The 18432-nt window shown below is 40.9% G+C and carries 9 protein-coding genes; all 9 read right to left on the reverse strand.

Translation table 11 applies throughout. From position 1 onward, the window contains the following. Nucleotides 1-152 precede the first annotated feature (152 nt). Entirely contained in the window at nucleotides 153-1559 is a 1407-nt protein-coding gene (locus JWQ54_RS25760; RefSeq protein WP_299590723.1) for a DUF4157 domain-containing protein, read from the reverse strand. Between the two features lie 50 nt (nucleotides 1560-1609). Further along, nucleotides 1610-2302, reverse strand: a complete 693-nt coding sequence (locus JWQ54_RS25765; RefSeq protein ID WP_299590725.1) for a hypothetical protein — start codon at nucleotides 2300-2302, stop codon at nucleotides 1610-1612. Nucleotides 2303-2332: 30 nt separating this feature from the next. Then, on the reverse strand, nucleotides 2333-4009 hold the full coding sequence (locus JWQ54_RS25770) for a DUF4157 domain-containing protein (protein ID WP_299590726.1): 1677 nt from the start codon (nucleotides 4007-4009) through the stop codon (nucleotides 2333-2335). Nucleotides 4010-4081: 72 nt separating this feature from the next. Continuing rightward, nucleotides 4082-6304 carry a glycosyltransferase gene (locus JWQ54_RS25775; RefSeq protein ID WP_299590727.1) on the reverse strand — a complete coding sequence of 741 codons (2223 nt, stop codon included), beginning with the start codon at nucleotides 6302-6304 and terminating at the stop codon, nucleotides 4082-4084. Nucleotides 6305-6331: 27 nt separating this feature from the next. Then, entirely contained in the window at nucleotides 6332-7468 is a 1137-nt protein-coding gene (locus tag JWQ54_RS25780; protein ID WP_299590729.1) for a hypothetical protein, read from the reverse strand. Between the two features lie 37 nt (nucleotides 7469-7505). After that, complete coding sequence (locus JWQ54_RS25785) at nucleotides 7506-10970, reverse strand: DUF6519 domain-containing protein (RefSeq protein ID WP_299590730.1); 3465 nt, start codon at nucleotides 10968-10970, stop codon at nucleotides 7506-7508. 26 nt (nucleotides 10971-10996) lie between these two features. After that, entirely contained in the window at nucleotides 10997-13192 is a 2196-nt protein-coding gene (locus JWQ54_RS25790; protein WP_299590731.1) for a hypothetical protein, read from the reverse strand. After that, nucleotides 13189-15855 (reverse strand): putative baseplate assembly protein, encoded by a 2667-nt coding sequence (locus JWQ54_RS25795; protein ID WP_299590733.1) that lies wholly within the window; start codon nucleotides 15853-15855, stop codon nucleotides 13189-13191. Before JWQ54_RS25795 ends, JWQ54_RS25790 begins: the two co-directional genes overlap by 4 nt. Further along, a complete protein-coding gene (locus tag JWQ54_RS25800; protein WP_299590734.1) occupies nucleotides 15852-18428 on the reverse strand; it encodes a putative baseplate assembly protein in 2577 nt (858 codons plus the stop codon). Before JWQ54_RS25800 ends, JWQ54_RS25795 begins: the two co-directional genes overlap by 4 nt. Nucleotides 18429-18432: the final 4 nt, after the last annotated feature.

Below are 18432 nucleotides of genomic sequence, written 5' to 3' on the forward strand. Positions count from 1 at the left end.
TTAGTGATAAAGCGTAAATAAATTACGCCTGCGCTATTATAAATTTGATAAATAAATACATCAGTTACAATAGCTATTTGTAGTTATATTTTTAATAAAACACTGAAAATATGCATTTTGCATTACATTAAATTTCATCCAAAAAGGCTTGACTACTTTTGTTTTATTAAACTTTTAGCAGCTGACTTTAGTGCATCCTTTTCACTGCTGTCACCCGGTAAAGCGTCAATAACTGAGTCAATTGCCTTTTCTGTACCGGCCTCAATGCCTTTTCTAATCAGCCCCTCCGCTTTTTCTCTCATATCTTTAGATAAAGGAAGCTTTTTCAAGATAGGTTTTATAGTTGCGTCCATCACCCCATCAATAATCACATCTGTTACACTTCTTTTTTTGGGTGGATTTTTACGGTCAAACTCATCAATTCTCCGCTGGTTTTCTTCCATCTTTTTCCACTGTGAGCTTTCGTCCGGATCCCGGAAGGGAATTCTGCGCTCAGGCTCTTTTGGGACAGTTAGAGTAATGGGTGGCTTTTCCGGCGGCTTTGGCGTATCAGTGAGTTTTTCGGGAGGCCGTAATTTCAAATCCATGCCGAACGAAACAGAACCTTTGTGTACATTAAATATCACTTGTACACGCCTGTTCCTTGGTTCAGGTATGTTATCTTTTGTTTGAACAGCCGGCTCATTTTCCCCTTTACTCTCCGTAGTCATTATTTCATCAGGAACTCCCTCCTGCCGCAAAAAATCTTTTACTGCATCAGCTCGCTCCTGTCCCAGTGTCATATTGCTTTCGCCATCCCCAACTTTATCGGTAAACCCTTTTATATTTACCGATGACCGGGGGAATTTTGAAAGAAAAAACAAGATCTGTTTTGCGGAATAACGCAGGGTATCTTTACCTTCTTTTGGTAATTCATAACCACCCAGCTTAAACCGGCTTATCTCAGCAGATCCTAATGCGCTTGCAAGTAAAGGCGAAGCTGTATCTCTTAAGTCAACTGATGGTACTGCGGTATCACCTTTATCAGGTGAAAGTGGTTGGCGCTGTACAACATTGTTTCCAACGCCTCCGCCTGATTGCTGTATTACATGGCTAAGCTCATGAGCCAGCAAGTGCTGTCCGGCAGGCGAATTATGATTTATATTTTTATTTAGAACAATGTTGCTTCCATGGGTGTAAGCCTTAGCATTGATGGATTCAGCAGACTTTACCGCCTTGCTATTATCATGGATACGAACATTACTAAAGTTATAGCCAAAACGGGATTCCATAAAATTCCGCGAGTCATCATTTAATGGACGACCGCCTGATTGCAGCACTTCATTTACTAAAGGGTTAGATTCACCCTTGCCATCCTTCTCACTTAAAGTTGATAAATTGGTTTTTGAAAGATGTCCTGCAGGTGCAGCTCCTGCGGGGTTTATTACCTTGTCGGCCATCTTATCCGCCTCCTGTTCATGCCGGTCGCCAGGTGTATTTACAATTAGCTTTTTCTGCAGCCGAAAAGGAGCTGCGGATAAAAGCTCACGTTTCCTTTCAAGTTTTGAGTACCGCCACATAACTTCTGGTTAATAAACCTTACAAATGAATAATTATCTCTTAATCATCTTTAAAAAAAACTGTTATATGCCAGCAATGCCTGGTTTGCCACATCAGTGTTTGGATGTTTAATAAGTTTTTTTATCAGATCAGTAGCCGCGGAACGAAGGGAAAGCAGCAAACTAAGGGAATGGGTATTTAAAGGCTTTTGTAAACAATCGTTATAAAGTTTTTTAGACAACTTTTTTAATTGCTCATCATCGCGATAAATTTTTAACGAAAGCTTCAATTGGATCACCTTTTCATTTTGATAAAGGTCATCATTAGCTATTGAGGCATATTTAAGAGAATAATTACAACTTAAATTCATAACTCCAGTTGTACCGTTCAGCATGAGATGAAGCAAATTTTCCAGATTCACATATTCATTTAAAAGGATCAATTGCCTCCAGGGATTCTCTGCCGAAACAATAACATTACCTTCGGGGCCACCCATAAAAGGTACATCAGCCATTGGATCGTCAATCAAAATATCTTCAAAATAGGCTTCAAAGCTATATTGTGCCGGACGTAAACGTAACCTATCCGCGGATATAAATAATTTCAGCGGAGATCCACTGTTATTAATTACAAAAGCTTCAATTTCAACAGGTCCGCCTGCAATTATTTTGGGGGTGATAGCACGAAAGCCAATCTCAAGTGGCACTGATCCGGCAGTTACCCTGGTAGAAACCAACAATATCCGAGGTATATTTTCATTCATAAAAATCTTATACCATTTCCTCCTGCTGCATTAAATAGGTGGAACGCCTGCAGGGTCGAGGTCTTTGCGGGCATCTATACATTTTTTCTGATCGGCAGCACTTTCGAAAGCTACCTTACAAACGTCTTCAGCTAACAAGCTATTACTACTAGTGGCCATTTTGCTAAAAGGATCCCGCGCGCCGCCAGTTTTTTTCATTTGTTCAAGAAACCAATGCAGTCTCATATTAACAGGCATATCCGGATTTTTGGAATGAGATTCTATGTAATCATAGCGGTCTCCTAACCCAAGGGCATGATGCACCTCATGTGAAAGTGTATCGGGACTTGAGGCCCAATTGCCGGAATTAGGCCATTCACAGAAATTAACATCAAATTCAAAAACATCAGGCCCACTTTTATCAACAAATTCAATATCCAGGTGATAGCCTTTAGTACCTATGGAAACGGCCCTTTCTATAGCATCCTCAAGTGCTTTTATCTTATCTACTTCATCTTTTTTACCATTTAAGTGAACTTTAATTTTCACCAAAATGTTCCTGGGGTCCGATCTGTCAACTGTATATATTTTACCCTGTTCCCCTGTTCTCTTCACCGCTTTAGTGCCCTTTGCTACGGCCTTTTCATCTACATCAGAATAAGCGCCGCCCCACTTTTCTTCAGTTTTTAAAGCTGCACCCACAATGGCTCGGTTCTTTTTTTCCAGTACAGGCGAACATCCATAGCCCCCACCAGTTGGCTTAACCCCGTTAAAGGGAGTTGTAAGCGCTATTTTTAATTTTTTCAAATAATAATTACGCTGCCCTTTGGAGCTTCCTAAGGGTTTTGTTTTTGCACGTGTAATTATCTCCATCCCTTCGGCTTTTGGTTTCGGATCAAGTGATGTAAACTCTGACATTCCTAATATTTCTTTTTCAAGATCTTTTGCTTCGTCCTCATCTTTGCTCGCTCCTGAAACTGGGGGGGCCGGTTTATTATCAGGGGCCCTTTGAATCATGCGCCCTTGTTGTTGCTGAATTACGTGAGTTAATTCGTGCCCTAACAACCTTTTTCCTTCGATTGTTTGAGGTGAATATTGCCCGCTGTTAAATACGATATTATTTGCAGTAGTATAAGCTAAGGCATTAATGGAATGAGCCGACCTCGCTGCTTCATTGTCAGTATGTACCCGTACTTTTGAAAAATCGTATCCGAATTTGGGTTCAAAATAACCTCTTACTTGCTGGGGAAGCGGCATGCCAGCGTTATTAAGACCATTTAAATAGCTATGCATACTATCGCTTACCTCAGGATGACCAGCTTTACTTTCTTTTCTTTGAACTTGTTGCTCCTTTTCCTCCTCCTCGCAATGGGAACATTTGCGCCGAATAGCAGGGTTAACAGATTTTAGGAAAGAAGTTGGCCGGGCATCCTTCAGTAATATATGTTCAGCCATAGCATCCGCTTCTCTCTCAAACTGATCGCCGGGCCGGTTAACTATTAATTTTGTTTGAAGGTGATGTGAAGGAGAGTTAAACAGTGGGATTCTGCCAAAATTTGTTGCAGAATTTGCATTAACTGAATGAGCCGCTGACGGTTTAACCGGTAAATATTTTAATAGCTTAACTGGATCCTTTCCTCTTTCAGTTTCCCTAATAACTGAGGAAGCACCCTGTATGTCTGCTTTTTTCTGCCCCTCTAATTTGGGAGCTGTTGCATGAGTTGGCATATTAAACTATTGTATTGTTAAATAGATTACATTAAACCACGCCATTGTTAAGGAATTTATAAATGCGATATGCTATTTTTTTTGAACAACAATAAGGCTTTTGGCTTTACCTATCTCCACATAATCACCGGTTGAAAGAATTTCATTAACAAAGGCCATTACACCAGGATAATAATCCGCATAATCATGAAATGCGATATAACCACCACTGCTTACCCATTTGAAAAAATGATAAAAATCACGTGAAACGTTAAGATAATCATGAAGGCCGTCAATAAATAACAGGGAAATAGGTTTGTTCCATTTAACATTAAATGAATAATCTTTAATCAGCTCAACTACGTCAGTCAGTTCATGCTGCTCAATGTTTCTTTCAAATGCTTCAAGCGTGGGTGACAATTCCTCAATCAACTGATCTGTGGCTCCTACCACACCTTCATGAGGATCAACAGCATAAACTTTAGCTCCGGAAAAAAACGCTTTCAACACGCTTCCGAAAAGCACAGTGGATTTACCCTGGAAACTCCCAACTTCAACAATTGAGTGTGGCTTGGGTAGCTCAATACATGCTTTAAGTGTTGCTGACATCAGCAAATCTGCTTCGGCCTCATCCAACCATCCCATTATTCCTTTGATGTTATTTAACAATTCAAGTGAAGATAACATGTTGCCCGAGTTTTGATTTTTACATGAACAATTATGTTTTCCATAATGATCAAACTGCTGCCTGATCACTTTACGCACCGGGTCATCATATTCTCTTTTAACCGGGTGAACCCAATATACACCCGGCTTGTTAAAAGCATCATTAAGTTCAGATATGGAATAGTCTTTTTTGTAATTTACAAATTCATTATTCCCCGGGTTAGCCTCTATTTTAAACCCAAGCAAAGCCGTTAACGTTGGTAATACTACCTCCTCTGTAGCCCAGATCTGCGATTTTCGCATAATCTGCTTAAGCTGATCGTCTGTTTTAAAAATCTTTACAAGCTCTTTTACTGCATCAGCAGTAAAAACAGTTGAGGGCCAAAATGACCAATGCAGGAATTTGTTTTCACCATCTTTAAATTTATTCAAAAGGGGCTTCCATAGGTCATATTCCTTAAATGCCTGGATTGATGTGTAAACGTGTGTGTGACCTTGTGTAATACGTTCAGGCAAATTAGAAAGCAATCCCACATTTTGCAAAGGATAAAGGAACTTACTTATATATTGGCTATAGCTATTTCTAATGCAAAGTTGATCAGAATCAACAATGGTCATTATATCAAACGAAAAATTATTCAATGAAAACTCCATGCAATCAAGCGCAAAATCATGAAGGTAGCCCCATTTTATAATTTTAGAGCCTGAGTAAATAACGGCGCCATATTTTTCATAGGGGAAACCACTGGAAAATAACTGCTTATTTTCGCCCCCGTTATATAATAATATAATTGAGTCAGGGTCATGATAGTGAAGATTTCGTACCAGGTCAATAACACAATCTTCGTTTTCATGCACGCAACATGCGTATACATTCTTTAGTGTTTTTATCTTAACATCAGTAAATCTTGTTAAGTCAATACCATTTTGCTGCTTGGGTTCTGCTTTTATAAATCCGTTATGATTATACCTATCCAGGTCATGATTCATTATATTTTTTATTTCATCAACAGATGAAGTCTGCCACCAAACTCCATTTGTTATTTTGGGACTTATATTATTATCATGTATCATGTGTACAGCTATACTGCTATCAGCAAGTACGGTTATCTTATCTTCACTGGTACCCCAAACAAAATATGCGTCCATACCAACATTGATATCTGCAAATTTATTGTGACTCCAAAGCTCACGTTTATAGCATAATGAACTCCCTAAAAGCCAAACACGTTGATTTGGCGGATATATATAGGTATGCGCATTATGGTTACGTAAATCATAATACAACAATTTATTAATGCCACACACATCCGTGCCATTGCGTTGTAATGCTTTTACCTGGTAGTTAATACGGCGGGGGGCATACCAGTCATCGTCATCCCAGTTTATAAGAATGTTTCCCTGTGCATAATCACAGGCCATGTTTAACTTGGCTCCTAAACTAATTTTATCATCAAGATAATAGTAATGGATATTTTCAATATCGGGAACTATATTCCTGATATTGTCAGTACCATCATCAATAATGATCAGTTCTTTATTGGGATAATCCTGCCTTAGGAAGTAATGGATGGCATGGGGTATAAATTCACGCCGGTTATAGGTAGGCATGATACAGGAAACCAGTGGAATTTCATCTTCAGGTATCATGTTAGGTGAAATTTTAGACTATATATATTATGGGGTTTCTCCGGGAGAACGCAAGCCGGTTGTTTTTTGCGCTGCTATCAATTTAGTAAATGAATCAGAAGTAAGTACGCTTTTCATTTCCAGGTGATCTTTTTGTAATGCCTCCATTTGAATTTTAAGCTGGTTTATCTGTTCATCTTTTGCAACTGCCTCCTGCTTCGATACTGTTAGTTCGTCCTGTAATTTGGTAAACTGCTCAGTTGTAATATGACTTATAGGTACCTCGGTTACAGGCAGCCCGGCAACTGGCGGCTGGCTTACGGGGATCCCGGCAATTGGCGGCTGGCTCACAGGTACCCCGGCAGCCGGCGGCTGACTTACGGGTATCCCGGCAGCAGGCGGCTGGCTTACTGGTATCCCGGCAGTAGGTGCCTGGGGTTGACCCGTTGTGACCTGTGTTTGATCCGTAACCACAGAATAGTACATTACTTTACCATTTTCCTGGTAAAGATTTACTTTTTGTCCGGCGGCAACTTTAATAGGGGCAGACGTAAGAATTTTAAATGAATCTGAATTTAGCTGCGGATTATAAGGAAGCACCTCATTTACCTGTACCTGCTGCGCTTGCAGATTAGTTGTAGCAACTGCAACATCCTGTTTATAAATTCCGGCTTCGGGGGTACTTTTAACGCGAATTGGATTTATATCAGCATTTTTAAATGTATTTGTCAGCATGTCAGTAAAAAAACCAACCGGCATTGAAAACTTGTCTTTAGTTTGTTGATAAACTCCTTTAAAGTCTGATTGCTGAACAAAATTTGCCGTTTTTAAAACTTGTGTTGCATTAATGCGGTCTTTACCAACAGGGCGATCAGGCCGGCTAACTGTGCGGATAAAAATAGTTACATCGTCTTCGGTCTGTGTATTCCATACAACTGCATTATCTGTGCTTGTAAATAGCACACCGTCTTTTAGCACCTTAAAAATAAGCGTTGGCGGAGTTTCAAAGCCAAATTGACGTAAATCAAGCAGCACGCTAAACCTCCCATGCTCATCTGTTGTCAATACAGCCATTGCCGACTGAAATCTGAGTGACTTATCCCACACCTCAACATTAAAACCGGTTACACCGGTATTTGTCTGGGCATCAACAACCTGCCCTGTAATATTTAGCGAATTATTCATATCAACAGCTTTATTATTATATTAACACAAACCCTTTTTATATAACAGTACAGCAAAATTTGGTAAACGCTTCTTTTAAAATAGGCATAACAGGAATGGTTGACATCCAATATTCTACCGATGGAAACGATTTAACATATTTACGCTTACTAAAATTACAAATATGATATACTTGTCTGTCGCGGATCTCTACGCAGCCTAAATAAACTTTATTTGCCTCAGTACATTGCGGGCAATCAATCAAAAACTCTTCACAGAAACCATCCTTGAGATATTCCAGCAGATGTTTGAAAATATCCTTGAAGGCAGATAATACATCATCCCGGTAGTATGCAAGTTCCAAAGGCGGTTCAATGGTATAATTTGGTGCCTGTGCCGCATTAAATGTTAGTTCGATATCAATAACAGTTAATGTGTTAACCAGCATATTAAGCACGTAACCTTTTTTGTTAAAGCTATTTACAACTATACCCATGGGGAAGAGCTGAACCGGGATCCTGAACCGTGTATTAACCTGCATTCCGAGTCCTGTTGCCGGGTTATCCAGCGATACACGGATCACCTTAAATTTATCTGCAAGCGTAACAAGCAGTTCAAAAAAGTTCCCATTGGGTAAAAGTGCCATGCGGTACACCGAACTGGCTTCAAGTGTTACAGGGCTTAGCAATCCGCTTGTATTTTGATCAAAACCGCCCAGGATGTTTTGCCCTGAAGCATTAATACCTGTTACATAGATCTTTTTATTGAAAAACAACAGGTCATTAACCCCATTTTCGCCGTTGAACAGAAAAAATGTATCATTTATTACAACAGCCGGGATGCTTATATCAAATATATTTATCCGGCTAAAAGCAGTTCCGCCCGCGGTGCTGGAGGCTGCATATGCAAACTTGCCGTCATCTGAAAATGCCAGCAAGCCTGTGGGATGAAAACCTTCACGAACCGGGGTATGCGCAAATGATGCCGAACCAATGTTAGTTAACTCGTATAAGCCCAAATCAAGCGCAACCGCATAAATTTGATTGGTAACCGGTCGTATAGCCAGCGTTACATGCTTTTTAGCGCATTTGGGCGATACACTGCTCCAGGTATGTTTTCCTGTACCATCAATTGAAGCAACCGCAAAATAAGAATCAGTATCTTCAATAACACCAACCGCATAAAGTGATTTACCGTCGGCAGAAATTGCAATATCTAAAACCTGGACATTGTCTGTTGACGGAAAAGTGAGTATTTCTACAGCCTCATTAGTTTGCAGGTCATACACAATCATTTTGTTACCAAGGCCACAGGTATAGGCAAACTTACCGGTAGGATCGAGCTTTAATTTTGAATGAAATTTAAGCGGAGTGCCAAATATGGTATCTAAACCGGCGTCAAGTGTATAACTTGGGAATTGATTATCTCCATCATACATGGCACAAAATGTTGAACTGGAAAGTAAATTTCTTAAATCATTAAAAAAACACCAGATCAATTGGTCTTCATATAATTTCTCATCGCTGCTTACCCCACAATTTTTAAGGAGATCTCTTTTTCCTTTTTGCCCCGATATAAATGCAAAAGAACCACTTGCGGAATTAATATACTGCGCAAATAAATTGATAACAGCCGAAAGCCTGCGTTGTTCAACCGGAACCGGAACTTGTTCGGCAAGAGAAAAGGAAAGCTGCTTTTTAACAAAAGTGATGATATTTAGAATATGGTCATCATAAAAATCTTTGAGCAATGAGTTTTCAAGTACCTCTTCCCAAAAGGTTTTCTGTACATAAGCCTCAAGGGCAATAGTTGGCACCTGTGAGCCTTTGGCGGAGATAGACAAGCATACCGTTCCATTACCGGTTGCGTCCAAAAAATTACCTGCAGCAGCCTGGTCAACCAGCTTGTATGCCATAGCATTTTTAAGCTGTATAATGTTACCATCACAATCAATAGCATAGCCGCCGCTAATATTAACTTGTTGCCTATTAAGGCCGCAGCTTACTTTTAGGCCGCATACTACACCATAACCATGCATTAGTTTATGATGTAACCGCAGATCATTAGCTGCACATAACAGATCTAATGCTTCCTGAACATTATCTGCCTCGCCCAGGTTACAGTTATTATTATTAAAGCTTACATCCTCTGCACTAATATCAGTTAACGACGGGAACAGGTTCCTGCAATCATCCAAAACTGATGCATTGCCATTGACCTTTAAAAGCGCCAGTTTACAGAATTTATGATTTATGCCGGCTGGTAATTGCTCAACAGGATTTAAATTTGGAATTTCATAAGGCGGCCATTCCACTTCCCCGGTTGCTGTCCTGGCAGGGATCAGCCAATAATTTCCGGGTTTGTAGGTTCCACCGGTAAATTTTACCTGAACGCCATCTTCGAGGTCAATCCAGGTATTTGTCCCGGATAATCCATCGGTGGAAGCCGCGGGGCCTGACTGATCCCAGCGGCGCAGTTTTTTATTAATAAGATTATGATAAGGCTCAACTGAAGTTGCAAAGGTAATTTTACGGGAAGACGGCTCCAGGTCACTGATTTGCAGTAATGGATTGGGGGTGCCTTTCAGCGTTGATTCTTCATCAACAATTTCAACCCATTGGCCAATTGAAAACCCAAGCAATTCATCCTTCCCTACAGAAGATACGGTTATTGAACTTCCTGATACATCCTCTATCCTGGTTTCGACAGATGCATTGTCGCGCGACCATTTAAAAGAAACATTTCCGGCGGTATCAACTTTCTGTACCTCCACGCGATATAGTTGATTTTCGAGCCTGCGATAACCAGAGCTTGGAGGTAAAAGGCAAGGATTTTTATCGTTTGATGTGCGGTTGGTTTGTACATTTAACTTACCTGTTAGCGGAGCAACAAGGCCCTGCCATTCATCAAAATAACTATCACAGGTGGCTTTATCAGGTTCAGGAGCAGTAACTTTTAAATATTTTACCTGCCAAACGTTTTGCACCCGGGTGGTTGTATCAGCCTCGCCCAATGCGACTTCATGGATCAGCGGATCATCCAGGTAGTTAATTTCACGTTGCCAGGCATCCACGTAAATTACATAAACCCCATCATTCAGGTTCAAAGAATTCGCTCCCTGAACCGGGCTAAGCGGCGAATTAAACGGGCTGCTTACCGGGCTGCTCAGCGGACTGGTTATAAAGAAAGAAGTATCCGGATTTGGGTAATACGGCTGCTTGAAATAAGTGGTTTTTGCAGGCGAAATATCTTCCAGCTCACATAGTAAACCCTCCACATAGATCCTGCCTGGCGCAATCTCCAGATCGCTACCATCAGCAGCAATACTTATTTGAAAACCATTATTTTTCTTAGGTACTCCTGAGGTACCAATCACATCATTTGCTTCAGTAAGGGTCCGGTATTGCTGGATGTGTAATTGCTCATTCCAGTCGGCATCTACCTGTACGCGTCCCTGTTGCATCAGGACTCCCCTGTAATGCTTTTTCTTATTGAAGATCTTACGAGAATAGTCTCCTGGCATTTTTATTCCTCCTGATTTAGATTGATTTAAGATGCATATAATATTCCGGCTTCAAGACCGAAGCGCAGATACTCTGTAAGACGAGCCCGAAGGTTTTGTTCGCGCTGCGGCTGGTATAAATTATGAAATACTCCCATTTCTGCTTCATCATCGGCCCCTTGTCTGATCTGTCGTGTACAATGTTCACTAAGCTGGCAATAAGCTGCATTACCATATTTTTGACTTGTAAATACGGGTTTTACGCTGGCAGCAAGTTCAGCGTTTCCGGGCAGGCAATGGTATAAACGCGGTAGTTTTGAACCAAAAGGAGCATATGAAAAACGGATACAACCCTCCTGCAAACGTTCAGCAATGACCGGGGTTGCCCAGGCATCTATTGGCTTTAACGCTGCATATAGTATGGAATTAGAGGCATTCATAACCAATGTATAAATTTTCCCTATTATTGTTGTGTTTTTTATGGTTAACGATGCTCCCTGGTCTGAATCCAAAAGTCCGGAATAAGCAGTTCCTGTTGCATTTGCTGCGTCTATGATGCTGTTATTTACACTTATATTTGCGCCATCAACTGCAAGGATACTTCCAGTAACAGACGCTTCAATATTGATAACCGAATCCGGTAGCTCAACCACCAATGCCGGGACCGCAGCTTTTGAAGCCCTGGGGCCAATTTGCGGGGAAGCTCCCGGTACAATGGTGCAATGTTCTATTAACAGTGAATGTAATTTATTATCTCCGGCAGCTGTCGTATTTAAAGGGATCTTTAATGATCCGCCACTGAACGCCAGGCCATTTACAGAAAATACAGCATTATCTCCCCCTTCTATAATTAAATCACCATCAAGAACCAATAACGGATTAAAGCCATCGGCCGCTCTTAGTTCAATTTTTTTACCGGATGCAATTTTAACAACCGGGGTTTCAAAATAATAGTCATTGTTGTGAATCTCAACAATACCGCCAGTTAAGGTAAGATCATTTAAGGCATTCTGGATAGTTGGAGATTCAAACGGAACTTTTATAATATTTTTTAGCTCTGCATCAAATGTTCCGCCCCTACCGTATTCACCACCACCCAATGCTGTGCTAAACCCCGAAAAATAGTCTACTTCAACTTTTGCAGGAACATCAATTAAAGGGAAAGCCAGGCGGCCCAAAACCGGATCAATAGTTATTTTATCAACCGGGGTATTGGCCCAGCCTATAATATTTCCTCCCGGATCAAGTAAATCACTTAAATTACATACATTAATGAGATCATTTAAATACGGCGGACCATCTTCGCCCGGCAAAACAGCTTTATCATTTTTGTAAATTAATATGCTCTTATTCTGGTCGCCATAATATTTATCAAGCCCGGTAAGCATATTCCGGCCAATAGGCATCGCAACATTGCTGTCATCTGCGAGGTGAGTAATAATGCTGTCGGTTTGGGGATTGTTGTAAAGTGGCAAGTCAAGCCCTAAACAGTTAAATTTATACCGGGTATTATCAACTTTATAAGCTGGAGATTTTGTATGCGGGTAACTGTTTATTCTCCATAGCCAGATCCCTATGTTCGGAATATTATACTTCCCTGATTTATTTTCAATACTTCTTACATCAAGGGTACGGGTCGTTTTATCAAAAGGTTTATTAATTTTTTCATGAGTGTCCCATGCCCGCACGCTGGTTACTGATTTATTTTCAGGCCTTAGGTGATTAAGATATTGCGTTGTGGCCAGCAGCTGAAAATACTCAACTACACTGGCATTCCATCCGGTTACATCTCTTGCTAATTGCTCTAAAACAGCAGCTGTTCCTTTACGTCTTCTGTATGAAAGCGTATTAGCAACCTGCGAGCGCTGGCTGAAATCAGCATCAGGGTATACATACAACCCGCGTGTAGCTACAAGATCACCAATGTAAGGCACAACCCACTCAGCACAGGTTTCAATAAATTGATCATCATATAATTGGTCAAAATTATCTTCTAAAACGGCTATCTGACCAGCTATTATACTTAACAGCGCTTTTAACGGCCCTCTTTGCTTTTCATCAAGCAAATTGCGTAAACTATTAGCCTCAAGACTGTCCTGGTTTATAATACCGTTAAGTTCAACCGTTAATTGTGCTATACTTGCCTTATCATCTGCAGTAAGTACTTTTGCACCAAGCCGGGCATCCCTGACCCTGTAAAATACCGGGAGCAACTGATAAAGCCTATTTACATCAAAACTCATAACATTTGGGTTAATTGAATAGGGCGAAAGTCAATAGTCAGCAGCTCAGCTGCAATGATATTTTCCCCTCCCTGTAACGGGCTGGCTGATTTTAATAAATTATTTAAAGCCAGGCTATTATCATCAGACCTGTAAAGTTTATCCAGGTCAACAGCAACAACGCCATTTACCTGCTGAATTGTGGCAATAACTTCACTCTGTGACACTAACTGTCCCAATTGCCGTTGTTTAAATGAGAATTTGTCTCTTAAACTGACTTCAATATTATTCAATACATTTTTGGCAATATATGCCGGGTCAATTTGAACTTTTGCCTCAAGCCTAAAAAACACCGGATTATACGATTTTACGGTAAGGGGAATATTCGGATCACCCGAATTTAATAATGCTTTAACTAAATTTGTATATAAGTCTCCGCTTACTACCTGTCCATTTGAGGCGGCTACAGTAATACATACACCACGCTTTTGTCCAAACCAGGTCCATGTAGCCAGCGCCTTATCAATTCCGGCAAATGAACGTGCAAAATCTTCATAATCCTGTAAGGAAACTATGCGGCCAAGTGTATGAATTGTTAGCGTGGCATTGGCTCTTGCATCTTCAATTTTTTCAGCATCCGTAGCGCCTGTTGGGGCCAGCATATTTGTAACCTCTTTAACACCCAAAGGGCGGGTGATCAATTGTGAAAGCTGGTTAGCTTTTACTAATCCGCCAAGGCCTATCCCCTTTCTGTAATTTGCTTTTACATTATTTTGCCCCCGGGGTAAACGTGAACCATTTATCCCGTCGCCAAAAACAACTGTTGTGGTTGCATCAGCATTAAGCTGTGTAACATAAACTTTATCGTTGGGTGAATGATTGATAAATGAATCCGCTTTTTCCCAAAGAATATCATTAACGCGAATTTCGAGTGTTGATTTAGCTCCTGATGCAGTATCAGCGCTTATATATGTTAAGGGTGTTTGTTTTAAAATGAATTTTTGGAACGGTTTTGATGCATCGCCACTGCCCAGAACTTCTGTAACCGATTCTCCGTTGGTTGCATAGGCAACATTTGCATTTATAAATACTGTATTCCGGATGTATGAAGGTTTAATGGCCTGTTCAAAAACCAGGAAGGTTAATCCATTTTCAATAATTATATTTTTGATAGTCAGCAGTTCTGTAGACACTACACCGGGCAAATCAGCACGACTACCTGTAAGTAAAACTATTTGGCCGGCTACCAGGTTCAAATCAAGTGTTTGAAGTTCTAACTTATCACCGGTAACAACCTCATCAATCGGCGTTTCAACCAGTTCAAGTTTTTGACTTTCAACATATACGGCAACTTCACGTATTGCGCCAATATCGGATGCATATGGATCATACCAATTAGCGTTCAACCCAAATTTGATCAGTGTAGTTTTTGAGCTTATGCCATAGGCTGTCCTTGACCGTTGAAAAACTTCACTTACCTGCAAAACATCCGTGTCCTCAATTGCGTGGTCTGGTTTCTGAATAGCAACAAAACTGTTTGGTAAAATTCCATCATAGGCATTATCAAGGAAAATCTTGTCTTCCGTTTCTCCATCTAAAGGCCAATCAACCCACTGTACCGGCTTTTTAGGAATATTGCCATCAAAGGCAATCTGCTTGATAACATTATATCCAAAAACTGAAACACGTTTGCGAAACACATAAACGCTGCTGCTATCTAGTTTTGGCAATTGCTTTATTACCTGGTTAACCCCAAGCAGAAAATCAGTAATTTGCCAGCCCTGGGTTTTCAGGAGTGCGATAAGATCTTCCTTTTCCCACGTTTCGCTGATAATTGATTTTATAATATTACTCTCAAGTGCTGCTTTGTTTGAAAAATCGGCTATTGAACCATCTGCAACCGGCTCCGGCTGTGTATATGGTGGCATAGATGGCGCCTCATCCAGATTAGCCCATGTTGTTTGAGAACTGATATCTAAATAAACATTCAATATTTTCCGTAACCCAGGTTTTTTGGGATGGCTTATATATAAAATATCACCTTCTTTTAAATCATTGTTCAGGCCTTTGAAAATTATTCGTTTTGCGTTTTTGTCTGGAGCCTGAGTTTGTGTCAATTTGGGTTTCAAAGCATTCCACTCCGCCCTGGCATATATCTCCGCAATGGTTTCAAAAGTTTGCGGGGTTTCATTGGGTCCGGGAACGCTTTGAACTTTTGTACCCGGTGAAATTAAAACAGGCGGCAAGCCTACACCTCCCTGACCTGTTATTACGCCGGCCGTTAACGCGCCGGGCAAATCATCCAGCTTAAATGACAAATATGTTCCTGCGGCAACGCCGGGCCTAAGTTCATAGTCAATTAAACGGGCAAGCTCCAGTATTGAAAGCCGCTCAGTAGCTGTTCTTAAATATAATTCATTGGCAATTCGTTCCTGGTAAAAGGTAAGCACATCCGAAACCATTGACCATGAATCAAGCAGGGCAATAGCAAAATCATCATCGCTCCGTGAAGTTAAATCGTGTAAAGCAGGTTGCCCTGAAAGCGTGAGTGCTGCTAATAAACTTTTTTTAAAATCATCATGTACGCCGGCGCGATAAGCAATAGCATTTAAACCAGGCCGGTTAAAAACCTGGAGTGGTGTTTCTGATGAAATGCCGGAGCAGCAGTTACAAGTATCACTCATTTTTTACCTCCATTCATAAACAGGCTAAAAATGCCACGTTCCGGAAAATTGGAATCATTATCAAGCCGCGCTATTTCAAGCCTGTTGATAAGCAATTTGCCGCTATCAAGAGCGTCAGTTAATGGTTGACCCTGCCGCTGGAATTTGGTAACCTGCACTGATGACACACCCGGTATTGCCTGTGCCGATGCATAAATATTACTCAGATAAACAGTTTGGCCAAACGTGAAATTATCCGGGTGAAAAACACCTTTTTTTCCGTTAGCCAGGTTTTTATTACTAAAAACTTTAAGCAGATCAGCTTTAACATCAGATGGGAAATAAGTATCCTGAACGCAAACGGTTATTTCAATTTCAAGTGAAATATACACCGGCCCGTCAACTTCTAAATCCACCCCTGCCATTCTGTATTTTTCGAGCCCGTCCCGCAAATTTTCTTCATAAAGGGCGCTTACGTCAAGTCCTCCCATACGATCGACTGATACAAAGGTGGTATGCCAGCTCCCGGTCCACCTGGAAGTTGCTGCCGCGCGTTGAATATCGGGCATACTACGTTTTGCCATTTCTTCGTAATCAGCGGGTAGCACGGCCCTTTCCTGGATCCTGAAAGTTTTAGGAGCCTTGAGTCTTATTTCTTCCATAGTTTCAGGATCGCCGCCACCTCTTGCGGGGAGAAGATTAGTGATCTTTAATATGGCTGGCTTATTATTTAAAACAGCAGGATCATTAGTGGCGATATGAGCAAGAATATCCGCTCCTATATTGCCACGGGTTCCGTTACCAATGCGGTAAGTGGCTGTGAACCTGGAGCCAGCTTTTGGCAGCGCACCCAAAATTCCATCACCAAACCTTATATGAGCTATTCCGTCAGATTCCATTTCGACAACAAATTCCTTTGCTTCTGAATTGCTTTCCAGCAGATCACGCTGGGTAAACCATTGAGCGGTTACTGCCGGCACATCCGGGTCCTCAAATTCCTTAAGCATAATTTCAGGTTTGATAAAACCATTAAGCTTCCCTGTTAGTAATGCTGCGGGAGTGATTAAGTCAGTTTTATCGTATGGAATTGAAAACGTTAATGGCCCTTGCTGGAGTTGCGGACGATAGCGCGGTGATTTTAAATTAGTATCTGTTGGTTGGCAATGATCTATATTTTGATTTGATACAGCTATTTTAACCAACGGTAGCCGATCAGGAAATAATGAACTATTTTGGTCATCATTAATAGTAATTCCATGATCTGCCAAAACTATATTGCCGAGCGCAACACTTACATTTGGAATATATTCACTACCAACGCGGGATGAGATGCATAAAGAGAATTGTAAAGCATCAGTTCCATCCCAGGTTATTTCAGTAACAAGCTGACCATGTTTTATGGCAAAGGGAGATTCAATAGTATCAAACAAGGGATCATAAGACTGACTAATCCCTGTTAATCTTACAGGATGCCGGTGTGCAGGGTTTGCATCGCCGGGCACACCGGTTTGCGGGCCAAGTACTTCGGCCAGGATAAGAACATCGCCAACTTTAAGGTTTGGGTAGTCTCCGGCCAAAGTAGCCGATACTGCTCCCTTAGATAAACAACAATCCTCCTCGCTCCAGGTATAAAAATTAATTGAATTATGTTTGCTGTACAATACAATATCATGTAACACTTCAAATACTTGTGCCCCTTCATATACCGCCTGTTCAAATTCAGGACTGGTTAATGGCAATACTATCGGCAATTCAGGAACCCGGGCAATAAATTTTGTCTTGTTTTCATCAACCCCGGCTTTATAGTCATATCCGTTTAAATCGTCACCTATACTGATCTGAACCCACGCTCGTGCGTTGCAGCCATCGTTAATAAAATAATCAATCAAACGCGCATGCCGACGAATAGAAACTCGTTTCCTACAGGTATTCAAATAAGCTTCAGTAGCAATTGCATCCTGCTGATAACTTAAATAATCACCCGCATAAGCCAAAAGTTCAATTAATGCAATCCCGGGGTCTGCAGGGCTGCGCTCGCTCCAACCCGGATCAAGCAAAGCCATCCTATCAAGCATAAGCTGGCGGAAACTCGAATAATCTTTGGCCAGGTAGTTAATATCAGGAGTTGATGTAACCTGCTTTTCGCAGGAAGTTTCCTGTTTACAATCAAACTCACTTTCACAAAGCACCTTAAATGAAAAATCGATCTCTGACAGTATAGGATCAAAATTTACGGGCGGCTGCGGATGGTCTTCATCCTTGACCAGGCGAAGCTTATAGATTGAAAAATCACCGGATTGGTTTACCTTGATCTGTAAAATCCTTGGATCTGATGATAGTGGTGACGCGACTACCTCCGTTTTTACTTCAATAACTTTAATATCCCTTATCCGTTCTCCACCTTCAATAAGGACATTTGCTTTAGTTAGGCTGCCAGCAGCTATGGGCTTTAAAAAGTGAATAAACAACGTAGTTTGCCTAAGCGGAAAAACGTCCGTAGGATTATCAAGTACCTCTAAAAAGTCAATACCATTTAAAAAGGCATGATCTTTAACGGCATTCCTGCGATTTTCGCTACAGCAGTGGTATTCCATCTCT

Source organism: Mucilaginibacter sp., from assembly GCF_028288225.1.
Taxonomy (GTDB): Bacteria; Bacteroidota; Bacteroidia; order Sphingobacteriales; family Sphingobacteriaceae; genus Mucilaginibacter.